This is a genomic window from Paenibacillus sp. FSL H8-0457, from assembly GCF_038051935.1.
GTDB classification, from domain to species: domain Bacteria; phylum Bacillota; class Bacilli; order Paenibacillales; family Paenibacillaceae; genus Paenibacillus_AQ; species Paenibacillus_AQ lautus_A.
Genome location: NZ_CP150293.1, coordinates 1,525,453 through 1,542,297, shown reverse-complemented (window position 1 = coordinate 1,542,297; position 16,845 = coordinate 1,525,453). Strand labels below are relative to the sequence as shown.

At 51.1% G+C, this 16,845-nt stretch carries 15 protein-coding genes and 1 riboswitch; of the genes, 1 reads left to right on the top strand and 14 read right to left on the bottom strand.

Translation table 11 applies throughout. The features are described from left to right. Positions 1–91: 91 nt before the first annotated feature. The 14 genes from MHI43_RS06555 to MHI43_RS06490 all read right to left on the bottom strand — a co-directional run bounded on the left by MHI43_RS06555 (position 92) and on the right by MHI43_RS06490 (position 15,690). A complete protein-coding gene (locus MHI43_RS06555) occupies positions 92–1,717 on the bottom strand; it encodes an extracellular solute-binding protein (RefSeq protein WP_036662417.1) in 1,626 nt (541 codons plus the stop codon). A 47-nt stretch (positions 1,718–1,764) separates the two neighbouring features. Continuing rightward, positions 1,765–2,637 (bottom strand): carbohydrate ABC transporter permease, encoded by an 873-nt coding sequence (locus MHI43_RS06550; RefSeq protein WP_036662416.1) that lies wholly within the window; start codon positions 2,635–2,637, stop codon positions 1,765–1,767. Positions 2,638–2,650: 13 nt separating this feature from the next. After that, the gene (locus MHI43_RS06545) at positions 2,651–3,616 is read right to left on the bottom strand and encodes an ABC transporter permease subunit (protein WP_015733824.1); all 966 of its coding nucleotides are present in this window, start codon (positions 3,614–3,616) and stop codon (positions 2,651–2,653) included. Between the two features lie 522 nt (positions 3,617–4,138). Beyond that, complete coding sequence (locus MHI43_RS06540) at positions 4,139–5,185, bottom strand: hypothetical protein (RefSeq protein ID WP_341283241.1); 1,047 nt, start codon at positions 5,183–5,185, stop codon at positions 4,139–4,141. A gap of 16 nt (positions 5,186–5,201) precedes the next feature. Next, a complete protein-coding gene (locus tag MHI43_RS06535) occupies positions 5,202–5,744 on the bottom strand; it encodes a sigma-70 family RNA polymerase sigma factor (protein ID WP_036662412.1) in 543 nt (180 codons plus the stop codon). A gap of 213 nt (positions 5,745–5,957) precedes the next feature. Further along, complete coding sequence (locus MHI43_RS06530; protein WP_200868614.1) at positions 5,958–6,929, bottom strand: DMT family transporter; 972 nt, start codon at positions 6,927–6,929, stop codon at positions 5,958–5,960. Positions 6,930–7,071: 142 nt separating this feature from the next. Continuing rightward, positions 7,072–7,238: riboswitch (FMN riboswitch) on the bottom strand. Positions 7,239–7,471: 233 nt separating this feature from the next. Beyond that, on the bottom strand, positions 7,472–7,825 hold the full coding sequence (locus MHI43_RS06525; protein WP_036662408.1) for a hypothetical protein: 354 nt from the start codon (positions 7,823–7,825) through the stop codon (positions 7,472–7,474). Between the two features lie 85 nt (positions 7,826–7,910). Next, a complete protein-coding gene (locus tag MHI43_RS06520; protein WP_015733819.1) occupies positions 7,911–8,858 on the bottom strand; it encodes an alpha-L-glutamate ligase in 948 nt (315 codons plus the stop codon). A gap of 17 nt (positions 8,859–8,875) precedes the next feature. After that, positions 8,876–10,024, bottom strand: a complete 1,149-nt coding sequence (locus MHI43_RS06515; RefSeq protein WP_036662406.1) for a M20 family metallopeptidase — start codon at positions 10,022–10,024, stop codon at positions 8,876–8,878. A gap of 30 nt (positions 10,025–10,054) precedes the next feature. Beyond that, a complete protein-coding gene (locus MHI43_RS06510) occupies positions 10,055–11,062 on the bottom strand; it encodes a dipeptide ABC transporter ATP-binding protein (protein ID WP_015733817.1) in 1,008 nt (335 codons plus the stop codon). Further along, the gene (locus tag MHI43_RS06505; protein WP_012819419.1) at positions 11,031–12,059 is read right to left on the bottom strand and encodes an ABC transporter ATP-binding protein; all 1,029 of its coding nucleotides are present in this window, start codon (positions 12,057–12,059) and stop codon (positions 11,031–11,033) included. The genes MHI43_RS06510 and MHI43_RS06505 overlap by 32 nt, the downstream gene beginning before the upstream one ends. Next, positions 12,056–12,985, bottom strand: coding sequence for an ABC transporter permease (locus MHI43_RS06500; RefSeq protein ID WP_036662401.1), 930 nt, complete (start codon positions 12,983–12,985; stop codon positions 12,056–12,058). Before MHI43_RS06500 ends, MHI43_RS06505 begins: the two co-directional genes overlap by 4 nt. Before the next feature lie 12 nt (positions 12,986–12,997). Next, on the bottom strand, positions 12,998–13,948 hold the full coding sequence (locus MHI43_RS06495) for an ABC transporter permease (protein ID WP_012819417.1): 951 nt from the start codon (positions 13,946–13,948) through the stop codon (positions 12,998–13,000). Between the two features lie 143 nt (positions 13,949–14,091). Then, complete coding sequence (locus tag MHI43_RS06490) at positions 14,092–15,690, bottom strand: ABC transporter substrate-binding protein (RefSeq protein WP_036662399.1); 1,599 nt, start codon at positions 15,688–15,690, stop codon at positions 14,092–14,094. A gap of 161 nt (positions 15,691–15,851) precedes the next feature. On the opposite strand from MHI43_RS06490, the gene MHI43_RS06485 reads away from it, so the two are divergent. After that, positions 15,852–16,739, top strand: a complete 888-nt coding sequence (locus MHI43_RS06485; protein WP_036662397.1) for a LysR family transcriptional regulator — start codon at positions 15,852–15,854, stop codon at positions 16,737–16,739. Positions 16,740–16,845: the final 106 nt, after the last annotated feature.

The following is a 16,845-nucleotide window of genomic DNA, read 5'->3' as shown; positions in this document are numbered from 1 at the left end:
CTGGAATGCCCTCCTTGGGAACAACGCAAACGGCCGAACCGAAAAACAGGCTGCCCTTCCATCAAGAAACGGCAGCCTGTCGATCCGTTGGTTATTGTTGCTCTTTATATTTTTTATACGTTTTATTCGCAATCTCCAGGTATTGCCCCACGCCCTGGCTATTCAGCTCTTGCACGAACTTGTCGTACTCGGCGAGATCGCGGTCGCCTAGAATGAACTTCAGCGTGTTCTGATCCGTGTAGTCCTTCAGCGGCGTGCTCAAAAGCGTCACTCGCTCGCGCTCTTCTACCGAGTATGGAATCGGCGGCTCCGGCTTCACAACCGTTTTTGTTTCGCTCATGCTCTTCTGGAACTGCTGCTCTTCCTCGCTGAACATGGATTGCAGCAGCTCGGTCGTGCCTCCGTATGCAAACACGCCGCCCGAGAAGCCGTGCTCGATCCGCAGATCCTTCGTGCCCTTCGGATTCAGTCCGTTGTAGTTGATGTCGTCCATCAGCTTGCGTACGCCGCCTTCCTTCGTATACGTTACGCCTTCGACGCCCCACTTCGCGAATTCCTGTCCTTCGTCGCTGTAATAGAGCCAGTCGATAAACTGCAGAATGGCTTTGAAATGCTCGCTCTCCTTCACTTTGGATGAGATCATGACCCCGTTCTCGAGTCGGCTGCCGGACATCAGCTGGCCTGCAGGGCCCCCGGGAACCGTGATTTTGCTGATGGCATACTTGCCTTCGCCCAGCGTTTTGTCCATATCGGTGCGGTGCTGGACCACGGTCTGGGAGTTGCCGTTGATGATGAAGGATTTGCCGGTCACGAATTTTTGCACGGCCTGATCGTCATCCTGGGTAAAGCTCTCTTTGTCCAGCAGCCCTTCGTCCACCAGCTTGTGGAAGTAGGTCAGCATTTCCTTGTATTCGTCCGTAGCCGCCGTGTATACAAACTCATCCTGCTCTTCCCTATACGTCAGCCCGCTGCCGTAGCCCCATCCGCCTTTGGTGCCGAAGCCGGTAGCGGCGATATTCAGCGTACTGTTGAATTTAAAGCGGTCGGAGAATGGCGTAACGTCCGGATATTCCTCCTTCAGCTGCTTCATGGCCGTATACAGCTCATCCCAGGTGGTAGGAATCGCGATGTTATGCTTCTCGAAAATATCCGTGCGCACGATCAGGGTGTAGTCCGGCCACACCGCTTCATGGAGGCCCGGGAGCACATAATATTTTTTGTCCTCCTGGCGAAGCCCTTCCAGCTCGCTGTCCATGTCCCACTTCTCGATCTTGTCCTTGAAGTTCGGCATCAGGTCGATATAATCGCTGATCGGCAGAATCGCGCCGGAAGCCACGAACGCGGATTCCTCCCCGGGGTAAGTCTTCGGAATGACCAGCGGCGCGTCGCCGGAGCTGATCAGCAGACTGCGCTTTTGGCTGTAATCGCTCATCGGCACGATTGTCGGCTTCAAGGTCACGTTTGTCATTTCTTTGAGTTTAGCAAAAAGCATCCAGTCCTGCTTATAAGGATACGCCGGCTGGTCGCTGTAGAGGATGGACAGCTCAAACGGCTCCGTCGCCTTGAACGTTTCGCCTACGGCGTAGGTTTCCATGGCGCCTTTATCCTGAATTTCGGCCTCTTTGCCGCCTGTCTTGTCGGTACACGCCGCCAGTATCACAACGATTAACGAGAGCAATAAAGCTTTGCCTGCAAACGATCGACGACTCTTTTTCATTTTCCCATTCCCCCCATGATATCAACAAATTGTCCTTACGGATGGTCCTATTGCTTGACGGAGCCCAGCATGATGCCGGTCACGAAATATCGCTGAACAAACGGGTAAATCGTCAATATCGGCAAAATGGTCAGTACCATGGTCACCGATTTGATATTGGCGGAGATCTGCGTCAGGTTATCGGCCGAGGTAGCGCCAGTGGAAGTAACGCCCGTCGCGCCCGCAATCATGTTCCGCAAATAGATGGTGACCGGGAAGAGCTCCTTCTGGTCCAGATACAGGAAGGCCGGAAACCAGGAGTTCCAGTGCCCGACGGCATAGAAGAGGACCATGGTCGCGATGACCGCTTTGCTTAAGGGCAGCACGATCCGGAACAGCATGCCGTACGTATTCAGTCCGTCAATGGCCGCAGCTTCCTCCAGTTCCTCCGGCATATTTTCAAAAAAGGACTTCATGATGAGCATGTTATAGATGCTGATGGCTCCCGGGATCACGATGGCCCAGATGGAGTTGCTGAAGCCCAGGCTGTTAATGAGCACATAGTTCGGGATCAGCCCCCCGTTGAAGAACATCGTAAACACGGCAAACATCGTCAGGAACTTTCGGCCGACCAGCCTTTTTTTGGACAGGGCGTAAGCAAAAATCGTTGTTAAAAACATGGAAATGGCGGTGCCGACCACGCTGTAAACGACCGTATTTTTGTAATTCGTCCAGAACATGGCGTCTTTGGTCACGGTTTTGTAGGTATCGAGATTGAAGCCCCTCGGAATTAGATTCACCTTCCCTGAGTTGATGTACGACTCGCCGCTGAAGGATTGAGCGACCACGTTCAGGAAGGGGTACAGCGTGATGAAGACAACGAACAGCAGAACGATGGCATTGCACACTTTGAACACCTTATAGGATCTTGACTCCTTCATATGCGCTCCCTCCTTACCATAAGCTTCGATCCGTCAGTCTTCGCGAGATCGCATTCACGGAGAAGACCAATATAAGCCCGATCACGGATTCGAACAGTCCGATGGCCGTCGCGTAACTGAAGTTGTTCGATACGAGACCGACCCGGTACAGGTATGTCGATATCACGTCCGCCGTCTCATAAATGACCGGATTGTAGAGCAGCAATATTTTCTCGAACCCTACCGCCAGGAATGCCCCCATGTTCAGGATCAGCAGCGTCACAATCGTCGGCAGGATGCCCGGAATCGTGACAAACAGCGTTTGCTTCCAGCGGTTGGCCCCGTCGATCCTCGCCGCCTCGTACAGGGATTCGTCAATCGTCGTTAAGGCGGCCAGATACAGGATCGCGCCCCAGCCCATGCCCTGCCAGATTTCAGACGAGATATAGATCGCCCGAAACCACTCGGCCCGCTGCATGAAATTGATTCGTTCCCCGTTAAAGAACTCCACGAGCGAGTTAATGGAGCCGTTGACCGACGTCAATTGCAGAATCATACCGGCAACGATGACGATGGACAGAAAATGCGGGAGATACGAAGCCGTCTGGACGAATTTCTTGAATCGCTTGCTCTTCACCTCATTCAGCAGCAGCGCGAAGATGATGGGTACCGGGAACGTAAAGAGCAGGGACAGCGCACCGAGCAGCAGGGTGTTCTTGAACACGTTCCAGAACGCCGGGTCATGGATAAACATGTTGAAATAGTGCAGTCCTACCCACTTTTCCCCGTAGATGCTGCCCCCCGGCATAAACCGCCTGAAGGCAATCACGTTGCCGATCATCGGTCCGTATTTAAAAATGAGCAGATACATAATCGGTAGAACCAATAAAGAATACAGCTGCCAATCCTTCCGGATCAACGCAGCGATGGTTTTAAGCTTGGCTGGCTTCTTAGCCGCTTTCGCGGCAGGCAAGGAATGATTTGCAACTTTTGGCTCCATTACGTTCTTCACTCCAATCCGTAAGGCCGTTCCTCATACTTCTTCATTCATGGACTAAGCCCATGTTTCATCATCCATCTCCATTCAACCTTCAGTAAGAAATCGTATACCGTTTGCTGCTATTCAGCGTTTAGCAGGATGTCCGCCACCCTTTTTTTCAGCCCCCTTCCACAATTAAGCGCTTACATATTTGGCTTAAAGAATAGACCCCCTCACCTTGAGCGTTAGATTCAAAAAATTCCGCTGCTGCTTCCACTTATGTAGAGAGTCGTAATTTTGTACACTAGTATAACTAGTATGGTAGTTGGTTTCATTGTAATGGACGTTTTCTTCAATTTCAATACATTTTTTTCTCATGTATAAAATTCAGATCCCAAGCTGCAAAAAAACCGTGAGCATTCAGGCTATGGCCTGCTGCTTCACGGTTTTCGGGTTCCATTGCTGCCCGAGGTATTCATCATGGATAAGGGGCAGAAGCCTTCGCTTCTGCCCCTTTATGGTTTCCCCATGCCGGCTTTATATTTATTTCAGCTCCGTCACGTTGCCGTCAATGCTGACGCTTTTGATGTCCATATCCCCCAGAAATACGAGGTTATTCTTGCTGTCCAGATTATACAGCCACTGAAATCCGCTCTTTGTGGTGCTTGTCGAGCTGGCGTGAAGCTTCAATTCCGATCCGTCCGCGGCGATGACCTTAACCTCCGGCGTATAGTCCGGCAGTTTATCCAGCTCACCGTCGGTACGCTTGCCTTCGATGGCTACACCGATGGATGAAACACTAATGGTGTGGAGAGACAGTGCTTCCTTACCCTCATCAATTGCCAGATTCAAACTCTGTTCTCTTTGCTTGCCCGGAGAAATGGTGAATTGCACATTCCAAGGGCCTTCAACGGCTTGGGCGTTGTCCGCTGACATGATTCGATCGGCTGTGATCCGTGCCTTCAGTCCCTCGAGGTCATTCATCGCATCCATCTCAAACACGCCGACAAGCTTTTTGTTGTCGTCAAGAAGCTGCTGCCCCACCATATAATTCACACTCTGCTCCGTTTTCAGTTCAAGTAGGGGTATCGAAGCACCCTCGGGGAATGGCATGCCGTCCTCTTTCATGAAACTGACCACCAAATAACCGCTGTTGCCGACATAAACCCCTTCTTCAACATTCATGGTTACCCCGGACGCTGTATCCGTCCCTTGTATAGGTGACCGTTCGTCTTCCGCAATGGACGCGGATTGACCGAAGAACTGCTTCAAGCTATCCATGTATTGGCTCGCAAAAGCGGTCGTGCTAAGTATCATAATCATCGCGGCAGCGATAACGATACTGGCTTTGTATTTTTTCACTTTCCTGTTTTTAAACACCATCGTTTCCTCCTCTTGAATACGGTTCATCGCTCGGCTCTTGATCCGTTCCATACTGATCTGCTGCGTTAACTCGCGTTCTTCTTCCTCCGTAAGGAGGAGATTGTCCAGCTCCTGATTGTCGATATTGGCCATGATATCTACAATTCGCCGCTTCACTTGCATCCATCCCCTTTCGCCATCGATTTGAAGCTTCACTCCTATAGACACGGTCTTTATAGAAATCCTACGGATTCTCGGTTTCATAATGTATGCGCAGTTTGTCCCTTGCCCGGCGGATCCGGGCGGTGACGGCTTTCTCCTGCATATTCAGCCTGCTAGCAATATCGCGGACTTTCTCTAAATAAAAGTACCTGCGGATGAATATTTCGCGATCCGGTTCGCCCATCCCCTGTACCATGCCGCTTATCGTTTCCTTCTCCTGCCGCAGAATAGCCAGTGCCTCCGCAGAGGGACAAGAAACGGCGTCATCTTCCAATTCGGATTCAATGACCCGCTGCCTTTTTCGCAATGCATTCAAGGTATGATTTCGCGCGGCTATGGCCAGATAAGGCTTGAGACTATCTCCGCGCAGCATGATTTTTGTCCCGTCTGTCCACAGCTTGACCAGCACGTCCCCGGTGATTTCCTCCACATCGAAGGAATTAAACCGCCCTCCTGCCACCTTAGCGACCACCGCGGCTATGTAGCGTGAATAGCGGTCAACCAATGTTTCAAAACATCGCGGATCTTTCCTCGCTAGCCCATCCAGCAATGTCTGATCCTCCATGGGATCCTCCCCCTCTTATATAATCATCTCTGTTGGTAGAACCAAGCCACAAATCCCGTGCTACTATATAAGACACCTTTAATTCCGGAAACCCTACACATCTTTTGAAAAAATAATCCTTTCGCCAAGCAAACGGATTGGAGTAGCTTTGCTTGGGATAACGGCAAAAAAGCCGACCCCATCGGGATCGGCTTTATCTACAAACGTATGATTTTATTGCAATTGCGGAGAAGCCTCGGATTGCTGTCTCGATATGATGAACAGCACGATCCAGATCAGCAGGAATCCAAGGAGCTGAGGCCCTGTCACGATTTGCTGGAACACAATCCAGTTGATCAGCACGCCCACCATGGGAAAACTCAGTTCCGCGAGTGTTGCCACAGAGGCTTTGGTCGTGGTTAACCCTTTATAATAAACCAGCAGGCTCAGGAGACCCGGCAGCAGTGCCTGCCCGATCAGGTTGAGCGACACCAAGGCAAAAGCTCCCGTATTCCATGCGGGCATATTCCAGGCTGCCCCCTCGCTCCATGTCAAGACGGTCAAGAGCGGCAGGGCAAGCACAAACCGCAGCGAGGTTACCGTCTCGTATTTCAGTTTGCCTACCATCAAGCGTCCCATGACCGTTGAGCCGCCCCATAAGGCTGCTGCGCCTAAGGACAGGAGGCTGCCGACTTGAACAAACTCGTTCCAATGGCCGATCGGCAGGGTTAAGCCGAAGGTGAGCAAATACGTACCTGCCAAGGCGATGATAAGCAGGAGCCCGAAATGGCGCGGGAGCTTCTCTTTCAGAAGCAGGCTGGCCAGAATGATGGCAAACAGCGGCTGCAGCTTCTGCAGCAGCAGGACGGCATTCAGATTGCCGCTCGACAGTCCCATTGTGAACAATACGGTTGCCAGTGCCGATCCGCCCCAGGATATAAACAGCAGCGCGCCGACATGATTCCAGCCAAGGCCTTTTAGTTCCTCCCGGTTCTTCCACAATACAGGGATTGCAATCAGGGAAATAATGATATGTTCGAGCAAAACGATCTGAGCCGAAGTCAGATTCTTGAGCAGGATGACCCGAAATAACGGGTCAACGCCCCACAGGGCGGCCCCCAAAACAACGAGCCAGAACCCTCCTTTAAAACGTCGACTTGCCTGTGTGTCGGAACCATAAGGTTTCACCTTGATCCCGGTATTCATATTACTCATCTTGCCCTCTCCTGTCTTGAATACGGAGGTCTTACTAGCAGAAAGCCCCCGTCATCGGCATGGCCGACGTATACGGGGGCTGATCAAATAAGCCTGCGTCGAATGGAATATTCACATTCACGGCAAACTCATCTTTGATCTTCTCCCATCCGGACTTTACCGTCGGCCTTGGAATTGCACCAAGTCAGTCGCTGCATTCATGTTGGATACAGAACGCAGCGAGTCGCGGGCTTGGGTTCGTTCGCGAAGGAACGAACCATCACCGCCGGTCAGGAATTTCACCTTACCCCGAAGATCCATATTCATGTTTTATTTTGGTCGTGCCATCAAACTGATTAACCGATAATTCCTATAAACTTAGTTGTTATATTGAAATTATAACATGAATCCTTTCATGTAAATACATCTATTTTCAAAATAAACGAAATTAGACTTGAATACAATGAAAAATCTCACGTTCATCCAATACTTACTGAGAATTATACAGCAAGTATCAATTTGTTACCAGTATGATATTTTACCATCTCTTGTTCTTATCCCGAATACGTTCTAGGTTTGACAACAGCCGCTCCTGCCTGGAGATTCAGCAAATCTAGCGCTTCCTTGGTATTGAGGCTCATTCCCCCCCAATGAGGCTTAGATAACAGCTGTGAAGCACTTTCCACAACTGTCTCCTCAGGTTGTTTCGACTCACTCAACAATATTTTGCTGCCATCAGGCCGAACGATATACTGACGCAAATATCTGCCTTCCCTTATCGTCACAAGCTTCCCTTGGCTCTCCTCCTTCTTGCTCTTCTGGAGTATCTCTTCAAACCTTCCTTGGGCAGGTTCGACTTTCTTCCACTTAGCAGTGTTCCAGTTCATATAGTCGAATTCGATACGCATAAGGCCACATCCTTATCAGCTTATTCATTCACTGATATTATCGGAAACTGGGCACTTCTCCTTAACTCAGGTTAGCGTTAACCGTTCACCGCAGCACAAGCTCCCGCTTCAAATACTCCGAGAGCGTTCTGGCGATCTCTTTCATACCTGATACATCCGCAAGCGCTTCGGCATCGGGATTGTAGTTCGTATTGGTGTTCACGTCATACGTATAGGTCTTGCCAGCCGAATCGGTAATAAATTCAATTCCCGCAAAGCTGATGCCATTCTGCTGCAGAAACGCCTCGTACTTGGCAATGAGCGGGCTGTCGAATCCGTTAATGACTTCGAACTTCGGCCGTATAACCGCTTCCTCGCCGACAGGACAGAATTGGTCGCTAATCTGGCAAGCATCGGCCGGACACAATTGGAATCCTTCGGAAGTGTCTACCCGAACCGCATAATAGAATTTGCCGTCGATGAATTCGCAGCGGGTAATATACTGATCCTCGTTCTTGATGTATTGCTGGATTAAGGTTACGCCATCTACCGATTCCTCGAAGCCCGGTCCGTTTACATAGGTCTCCAGGCTCTCTAAACTATCAAACAAGTAGACGCCAAGCCCTTTGCCGGCACGGTTATGTTTCGTAATAAAGGAGCGGTAAGGAAATTCCCTCGCCGCTTGAATGACTGCTTCCTTCCCTACTGCGGCCACCGTAGCCGGGGTCTCGATGCCGAATTTTTGCAGCTCCAGGTACTGCTTGATTTTGTTGATTTCCAGTTCCAGGGCCCGGCTGTTATTCAGTACCGTACGCCCGTTATGCTCCAGCCATGCCAGCACGTTAGACGTATATTCCGCCGCATACCGATGGTTCCGGGAATGGGAGGAGGCACTCATCCGGTTATAAAAGACGCCTGTCGGTGGCAGCTGGCCCAAATCGAGCGTTCCCTCGTGCAGATGCCAGAACTCATGCGGAACCCCCTGCTCTTCCAACGCTTGACGGAGCGGCACGATCCAGCTCTCGTTCTCATGTATAATGTATGCTTTTGTCATGTTCCCATCATCCTCCCTTATCCTTGCTGTCCACGGCTCAATCGCTCAATGACATTAGCGAGCAGCCGGGTACGCGGCACCAATGTATCGATATTCAAGTATTCATCTTGGCTGTGGGCATTCCCGCCGCGCGGTCCGAGTGCATCGATGGTAGCAATGCCTACCGCCGAAGTGATATTGGCATCGGAACCGGAACCCACGCTTTTATCGCCGATATCCTCGCCCAGCTCACGCGCTTCCTCCTGCACGATGCGGAGCAGCCATTCCGAAGCCTCATTCTTGATCATCGGCGGCCGGGTTATGCCACCCGTAAGTTCGAGCGATGTCCCCTCGATATCGACCGTGGAGCAAATCTCGCGGATTTTTCGATCCAGCTCATCCGCCTGCTCCTTCGTGCTCATTCTTACATCAATGAAAGCATTCGCATGGGGAGCGATCGTATTGCTTGAAGTTCCCCCGCTGATTACGCCAACATTGACGTTTATCCCAACCGCTGGATCACTCAAAGCGTGAAGCTTGATGATTTTATGAGCAAGCTCGCCAATGGCGCTCCGTCCTTTCTCGGGTTCAGCTCCGGAATGGGCAGCTACCCCTTTTACCGTCAAATAATATTTGCCGCCGCCTCTTCGTCCCGTAACCAGCGTTCCGTCCTCGTCGCTCGGCTCGACAATCAGGGCGTATTTGCTGAGTTTGGCCTGTTCTTCGATCAGCGCCCGCGAATGAACGGAGCCGACCTCCTCATCCGAATTGAGGATAATGCGAAGGTTCTTGTAGCTGTTGCTGCCCGACTCAATAAGATGCTTGATCGCATACAGCGTCGTAACCTGGCTCGCCTTCATATCGAATACACCCGGCCCATAAGCACGCTTCCCATCCCTGGAGAATGGACGCTCCGCCACCGTCCCCTCCGGAAACACCGTATCCATATGCGCAATAATCAATATTTCCGGATTAGCGGCCTCCGGATGGGTGATGAGCAGATTATTCCCTCGCTCTGTCTGAGCCTGTACAGTGACCTGGAACCCGGCCTCCACATACAGACGCCCCATTCTGGACGCTACGAGATCCACGCCTGATTTCAAGAACGTGCCGCTCTCGATGTTCACGATCTCCTCAATTTCTTTTAACATTTCCGCCTCTTTCTGTTTCCAGTCTGCTGTAGTCACGCCATCAATCCCCTTTCCCTTTCGATATCGTTAACTCCCGCTTGCGGATTCCTCGAACAAATGGCATTGAACCGTATGCCCTGTCGATGTTTCCCGATTGGCGGGTTTGACTTGTCTGCAGACATCCAACACATACGGACACCGGGTATGAAATACACAGCCGGAAGGCGGATTCAACGGGGACGGAATATCCCCTTGGAGAATAATCCGCTCCCGCTTTGTCTTCGGATGAGGTGCCGGAATCGCGGAGAGGAGAAACTGCGTATACGGATGCAGCGGATGCGCAAACAGCTCGTCTGTAGGTGCCTGTTCCACCAGATGTCCCAAATACATCACGCCAATCCGGTCCGCGATATGCCTCACAACGCTTAGATCGTGCGCAATAAAGAGGTACGACAGTTGAAATTCCGACTGAAGCTCCACCAGCAGGTTCAGTATTTGCGATTGGATGGACACATCGAGCGCGGATACCGGTTCATCGCATACCACCAGCTTCGGACTCAATGCGAGTGCCTTGGCTATGCCGATTCGCTGCCGCTGGCCTCCGGAGAATTCATGCGGGAACCTGTCCAGATGATGCGAGGCAAATCCAACTCGGCTCATGAGCTCCAGCACACGCTCCTGGCGCTCCGCCTTCGTTCCTTGTCCATGAATGATCATCGGCTCGGCTACGCTGTAACCGATTCTTTTCTTCGGATCCAGTGAAGAGTTCGGATCCTGAAAGATCATCTGGACTTCTCGGCGAAAATTCTGCAGCGCCTTGGATCGTAAAGAAAAAATGTCCTGATTGTCAAAAAACGCCTCTCCGGCGGAGGGATCGGTCAATCGCATAATCGTTCTGCCGGTTGTGCTCTTCCCGCTGCCGGACTCTCCGACCAGACCGTAGGTTTCTCCTTCATGGATGACGAAGGATACATCCTCCACCGCTTTCACCTGCTGCTTCCTCCACGAGGAGCCGGACTTCAACGCAAAATATTTCGTTAAATGTTTAACCTCCAGCAGAGGCTCATGCTTCGTAACCGATGTAACTGAAGACATCTCCTTCACCTCTGCTTTCTGCAATTTCCTTGTAATGCCAGCAGCGGACCCGATGTCCATCTGCTGCTTCTTCCAGTATGGGCGGCTCTGATCTGCATACATCCGTGGCAAACGGACATCTTGGGGCAAACCGGCAGCAATGCGCCACATCCTGCATCGCCGGAACCGAGCCCTTAATCTCATACAGCTTCTCTTTACGCTGCCCTTCCATGTTTGGCACCGATTGCAGCAGTCCCATGGTGTAGGGGTGAAGCGGATGATCAAACAGCGTCACCACATCGGTCTCTTCGATAACCTCTCCCAAATACATCACGATCACCCGCGAACACATCTGTGCCACGACCGACAGATCATGGGTGATGAGCATAATACCCATCCGAAGCCTGGCCTTCAACTCGTTCATCAGCTCCAGAATCTGAGCTTGAATCGTGACATCCAGCGCTGTGGTCGGCTCATCTGCAATCAGAAGCCTCGGCTCACAGGACAAGGCTAACGCAATCATCACCCGCTGGCGCATGCCTCCGGACAGTTCGTGGGGATAAGCACGGAAACGCTTCTGCGGATCGGAAATTCCGGTCAGCCGAAGCAATTCCACTGCCCGATCGCGGGCCTGCCGGGACGATACCTTCTGATGCAGGGTTATCGCTTCAATAATCTGGTCGCCAATCGTATACACCGGATTCAGAGAGGACATCGGGTCCTGAAAGATGATCGAGATATCATTACCGCGCACAGTCCGCATCTTCTCTTCGCTCAGTTGAAGCAGATCCTGGCCCGCGAACCGAATCTCTCCGTCATATCGGGTTGTCGTCTCATCGAATAAACGCAGAATCGATTCTGCCGTCACACTCTTTCCGCATCCGGATTCCCCGACAATGCCTACCGTTTCCTCCGGGTAAACTTGAAATGACACCCCATCCACGGCATTGACCGTACCGTCATCTGTCGCGAAGGTAGTGATCAAGTTCTTCACTTCCAATAAAGGAGTTTGGCTCACTTAAGTTCACTCCTATCGATGCCTTGCGTCTGTTTTTTGCGAAATGCATGTTTTTTCTTCATCTTCGGATCTAGAAGATCGCGCAGACCGTCTCCCATCAGATTCAAGCCCAGGATCATCAGTATGATACAAATTCCGGGAAAAACCGTCATCCACCAGGCGTTAAAGATCACGTTCTTCCCATCCAACAGCAGGTTTCCAAGACTGGGAGCCGGTGCAGGAATGCCTGCCCCTAGGAAACTCAAGGACGCTTCCGTCAAGATGGATACCGCGAAGATAAAGGAGGCCTGTATGATTAACGGGGACAACACATTCGGTAAAATATGCAGAGCAATAATCCGGACAGGACCTGCACCTTGTGCACGCAGTCCCTCAATATACGTCTTCTCCTTGATGACCAGCGCAGCCGACCTCACGATGCGCGCAATGGATGGAATATACACGATGGACAGCGCAATGATGACATTACTCGTCCGCGGCCCCATGATCGCTACAATCGAAATGGCCAGCAGAATGGACGGGAACGCATAGAGTCCGTCGCATATTCGCATCAGAATATGATCGCATAGGACGTAATAAGCAGACAGCAAACCCACAACGAGACCAATCAATCCAGCGATCAGCGTGACTGCGGCTCCTACCAGCAAAGATACACGCATGCCATACAGTACCCGGGAGAACACATCCCGGCCAAAATTGTCCGTTCCGAAAATATGCTCTGCACTCGGGGCCTTTAGCCGATTCATCGCCTCCAGCGCATAGGGATCATGGGAAGCAATCCACGGTGCAAGAAGCGCGGCTAATGACACCAAGGCCACCAAAACGGTGCCCGTCATCAGGAGTGGGCTTGATATATAACGCCGCCACTTCAGCGCTCCCGGCTTCGGCGTAGCCGCTGAAGCGGCAAGCTTCACTTCAGACATCATCTTCACTCCTTCCTATCGACGATTCAACTTGACTCGGGGATCAAGGAGACCGTACAGCAAATCTATTAGCAAATTCAGCAGCACGTACGTTACAGTGATGAGCAGGATACTGCCTTGAATGACGGCGAAATCCCGGCGTTCGATGGAACGGATAATAAGCTGCCCGATGCCGGGAACGTTGAATACCGTTTCAATAACCGAGGCCCCGGTAATCAAGGTGCCGAACGTCTCCCCAATTACGGTAAGAATCGGAATGAACGCATTTTTAAGCGCATGTTTATAGACGACGATTCTCTCTTTAAGTCCCTTTGCCCTTGCGGTTTTAATGTACTGCTCGCTGAGCACCTCAATTATCGATGAGCGCGTCATTCTCGCAATTAATGCAGCCTGCATCGCACCCAGGGCAATCGCGGGGAGCAGCAAATAACGAAGATGGTTCCATAGCCCGCTGCTCAGCGGTTGATATCCCGCTACGGGCAGCCATTGCAGCTTTACGGCAAAGAACAGGATCAGGAATAACCCGAGCAGAAAGCTGGGTACCGAAATGCCGAGCAGCGAGAACCCCATGACGGCTTGGTCTGCCAGCGTGCCTCTTTTGCGGGCGGCAATAATACCCAGAAACAGCGCAATGATCACGGCGAAAATCTGAGCCAGAATGGCAAGTGACAGCGTAGGAGGAACTCTGCTAAAGAACGCCTCAGCAACGCTCATATCCATGAAAATGGACTCACCCAGATCTCCTGTTACCACACCCCCGAACCAGGATATGAACTGCTGATATAACGGGAGATCCAGCCCAAGCTGGGCTCTCAGCTGAGCAACGGCTTCTTCACTGGCCTCATCCCCTAGGATCACGCTTGCCGGATCACCTGGCGTCAGATGGATCAGCATAAATACGACAACGGCCACAACTAACAATATGGGGATCAGTGACAATATTCGCTGAACAATATACTTGGTCATGATGGCACTCCTTCAGTGTCGAGAACTTCCCTCATACAAGTAAGCGGCCTGTCTCAGAAGGAGCAGACCGCCCTCGCATCCAAACCCGCATGAACGATGATGGCGATTCCGTGATGCTTCATCAGCCCCAGACCGCCGTACATTTATTTTTCAAGCGTTACATTCCACAGGATGGGACCGATCAAATCCTCGAATCCTTTCACGTTATCGCGGACTGCAATCAGATTCTGTATATTCCCCAGCTTAATAATCGGCAGGTAGTCCCAATTGACTTCATTCAGCTGATCCACCAATGGTTTAGCCTCTTCAATGGAAGGAGCTGCCTGAATTTGAGCCAGTAAATCGTCCAGCTCAGGGCTGTTGGACCATCCCGGATAATTGGCACTGGATTCAAGGAATGGATACTGGTGAATAGTCGCACGCGTTGCAAACGTCATAGCAAACAGGTCGAAATTGTTCTCATCTGTACGACGTTCCTGCACGGTCGGCCAATCGTATACGTCCAGTTCCGCATTCACACCGATGGATTTCAGAACATCCTGCGCAACAACGGCCAGATTGTACTGCTCCGGATAGTCGCGCGTCGTCAGGATTACGACCTTTTCGCCGTTATAACCGGACTCGGCCACAAGCTGCTTGGCTTTTTCTAGGTCGTTCACATTGTATCGATCCAAGCCGGCCTGACTGTACCAATCGGTTTGGGAGGTCAAGGCCAGGGAGGAATCGAGTTCAAAGAAGCGATTGTCACTGTAGGCGGCTGTAAGAGCTTCGTCATAGCTCAGCGCAGTATTGAACGCCTGCCTTAACTTCTGATCCGCGAATGGACCGGCTTTTTTATTAAATACGTAGGTTACGATTCCACCCTCACTGAAGTAATTGCTAACCCCGTCAGTTGCGTCGATCTGGTTGGCATTATCGAAAGGAATGCCGAAGGCGACATCGTACTCACCTGTCATGATTCCAGCTACGCGCGTCGATTCATCGGTCACGTAACGAAAATAGATTTCGTCCAAATAGGCATTTTTCTTCCCGCTAAGTCCGCTGGATTCTTGCGCTTGCGCTGCATAATCCGCAAACTTCGTCAAATGCACGTATTGGTCGGTCTTCCACTCCTCCAGCTTGTAAGGACCTGTCCCAATATACTCCTTGATGCCCTCCGCAGCAGCCGATTCAATGACCTCCTTCGGCATAATTCCCGGGAACGGTGCCGTGTCAGCCAGAATGTACGAACCTACTAATGAGGGGCGCTCCAGCGTCAGTTCAACGGTATAGGGGTCCACCTCCTTGAACTTCGCACCTTGCAGATTGGCTTGTCCCTGCGTCGACGTCGACAGCCACTTGTCCATGGAAGCCACCACATCCTCAGCCTTCATCTCCTTGCCATTGTGAAAAGGAACCCCTTGACGCAGATGGAACGTGTAGGTTTTGCCATCATCGCTGATATCGAGCGATTCAGCTAACTGAGGCACGACTTCATAGTTTTTGTTGAGTGTGAGCAGCTGCTCGTAAATGTTTCGCGACACGTCCCTTGTCGCCTGGTTGGTCGTTAAATGGGGGTCCAGCGTTGCCGGATTTGCGGGATACGCCACATTCAGCGTACCGCCCGATACCGGATTTGCCGGTTCTGATCCAGGGTCTGCCGCCGGCCCGTTGCCCGATTCCGGACTACTGCCGCAAGCGGCAAGTACAGCAATGAAACCGATCAGCAGTCCCTTGCCGATCCATCTGTTTATTGATCTCATACCTCGACTCCACTCCTTGATGAACGATAATTTTTTGTATAAACACTAGTATTCCGCTTGGAATTATATAATAATATATCATAAGCTAACCGGGACTCATCTCTAAGGAACGTAATAGAGTCTATTACGATTATTAATATCTCAACGTGCGGAGGAATAATATGGACATCCAGTATTTCATCACCTTCCGGGAAGCCGCCCGCTGCCAAAGCCTGACCAAGGCTGCTGAACAGCTGAACTATGCCCAGCCCACCGTCAGCGTTCAAATCAAGAAGCTCGAGAACCATTTTGGAACCAAGCTGTTTGAGCGACACAGCAACAAGCTCAAGCTTACGGAGCAAGGACTTCGACTACTGGGTTATGCGGACAAAATCGTAGATGGCTACCTTGGAGCGGAGAATCTGTTTATCCCTGATGCGGTTGTGGACGTAACGATCGGGACGACGGAGACTCTCGCCGCTTTCCTGCTGCCGCCCTACTTCCAAATGTTCCGTAAAAAATATCCCAAGCTCAACGTAACCTTCTTCCCGACATCAGACGATAAAAATATCAGTAAGCTGAAGAACGGGGAAATCGATCTAGCCATCGTTCTGAACACGCCCATCACGGCACCTGATCTGCGTTCCTTGCCGATCCGGCACGAGGATTTCGTATTCATATGCCCGAAGGATCACCCATTAAGCGGAAGAAACGATGTATCGATTCATGAGTTGCACAACAGCTCGTTTATTTTCACGGAAAAAGGGTGTACTTACAGGGAAGCGTTGGAGAGGTCCATGAACGACAATGGCGTGACTTATGAAACGGTATCGGAAATGGGAAGCATTGAGGGGATCAAGCAATGTGTAATCTATGGGATGGGAATTGCCATGATTCCGAGGATTGCAGCGGCCGAACAGTTGCAGCACAATTCACTTTCGGGCTTTTCGATCAAACAAGGACCCATACAGCCCTTCTATTCGCAGATTCTCTTATCCAAAAACAAACATATTACCGCGCCACTCAACTATTTAATCTCCTTGCTGTCTTCCGGCAGCTCTTATGCTTAATTTCATATAGCAGCGTGCTTTTATAGTCAAACCTATAAAAAAGACCGTCCCAAGGCTCCTGGAGAACCTTAAGGACGGTCTTGTCGGTTGATGACTTCAATTCATT

Bases quoted from the DNA above. Each gene is read 5' to 3' on its own strand.
- MHI43_RS06485 (WP_036662397.1), top strand. From the start codon at position 15,852: ATGGACATCCAGTATTTCATCACCTTCCGGGAAGCCGCCCGCTGCCAA.
- MHI43_RS06530 (WP_200868614.1), bottom strand. From the start codon at position 6,929: ATGAATACCGGGATCAAGGTGAAACCTTATGGTTCCGACACACAGGCA.
- MHI43_RS06490 (WP_036662399.1), bottom strand. From the start codon at position 15,690: ATGAGATCAATAAACAGATGGATCGGCAAGGGACTGCTGATCGGTTTC.
- MHI43_RS06525 (WP_036662408.1), bottom strand. From the start codon at position 7,825: ATGCGTATCGAATTCGACTATATGAACTGGAACACTGCTAAGTGGAAG.
- MHI43_RS06500 (WP_036662401.1), bottom strand. From the start codon at position 12,985: ATGATGTCTGAAGTGAAGCTTGCCGCTTCAGCGGCTACGCCGAAGCCG.
- MHI43_RS06495 (WP_012819417.1), bottom strand. From the start codon at position 13,948: ATGACCAAGTATATTGTTCAGCGAATATTGTCACTGATCCCCATATTG.
- MHI43_RS06520 (WP_015733819.1), bottom strand. From the start codon at position 8,858: ATGACAAAAGCATACATTATACATGAGAACGAGAGCTGGATCGTGCCG.
- MHI43_RS06535 (WP_036662412.1), bottom strand. From the start codon at position 5,744: ATGGAGGATCAGACATTGCTGGATGGGCTAGCGAGGAAAGATCCGCGA.
- MHI43_RS06550 (WP_036662416.1), bottom strand. From the start codon at position 2,637: ATGAAGGAGTCAAGATCCTATAAGGTGTTCAAAGTGTGCAATGCCATC.
- MHI43_RS06510 (WP_015733817.1), bottom strand. From the start codon at position 11,062: ATGTCTTCAGTTACATCGGTTACGAAGCATGAGCCTCTGCTGGAGGTT.
- MHI43_RS06555 (WP_036662417.1), bottom strand. From the start codon at position 1,717: ATGAAAAAGAGTCGTCGATCGTTTGCAGGCAAAGCTTTATTGCTCTCG.
- MHI43_RS06545 (WP_015733824.1), bottom strand. From the start codon at position 3,616: ATGGAGCCAAAAGTTGCAAATCATTCCTTGCCTGCCGCGAAAGCGGCT.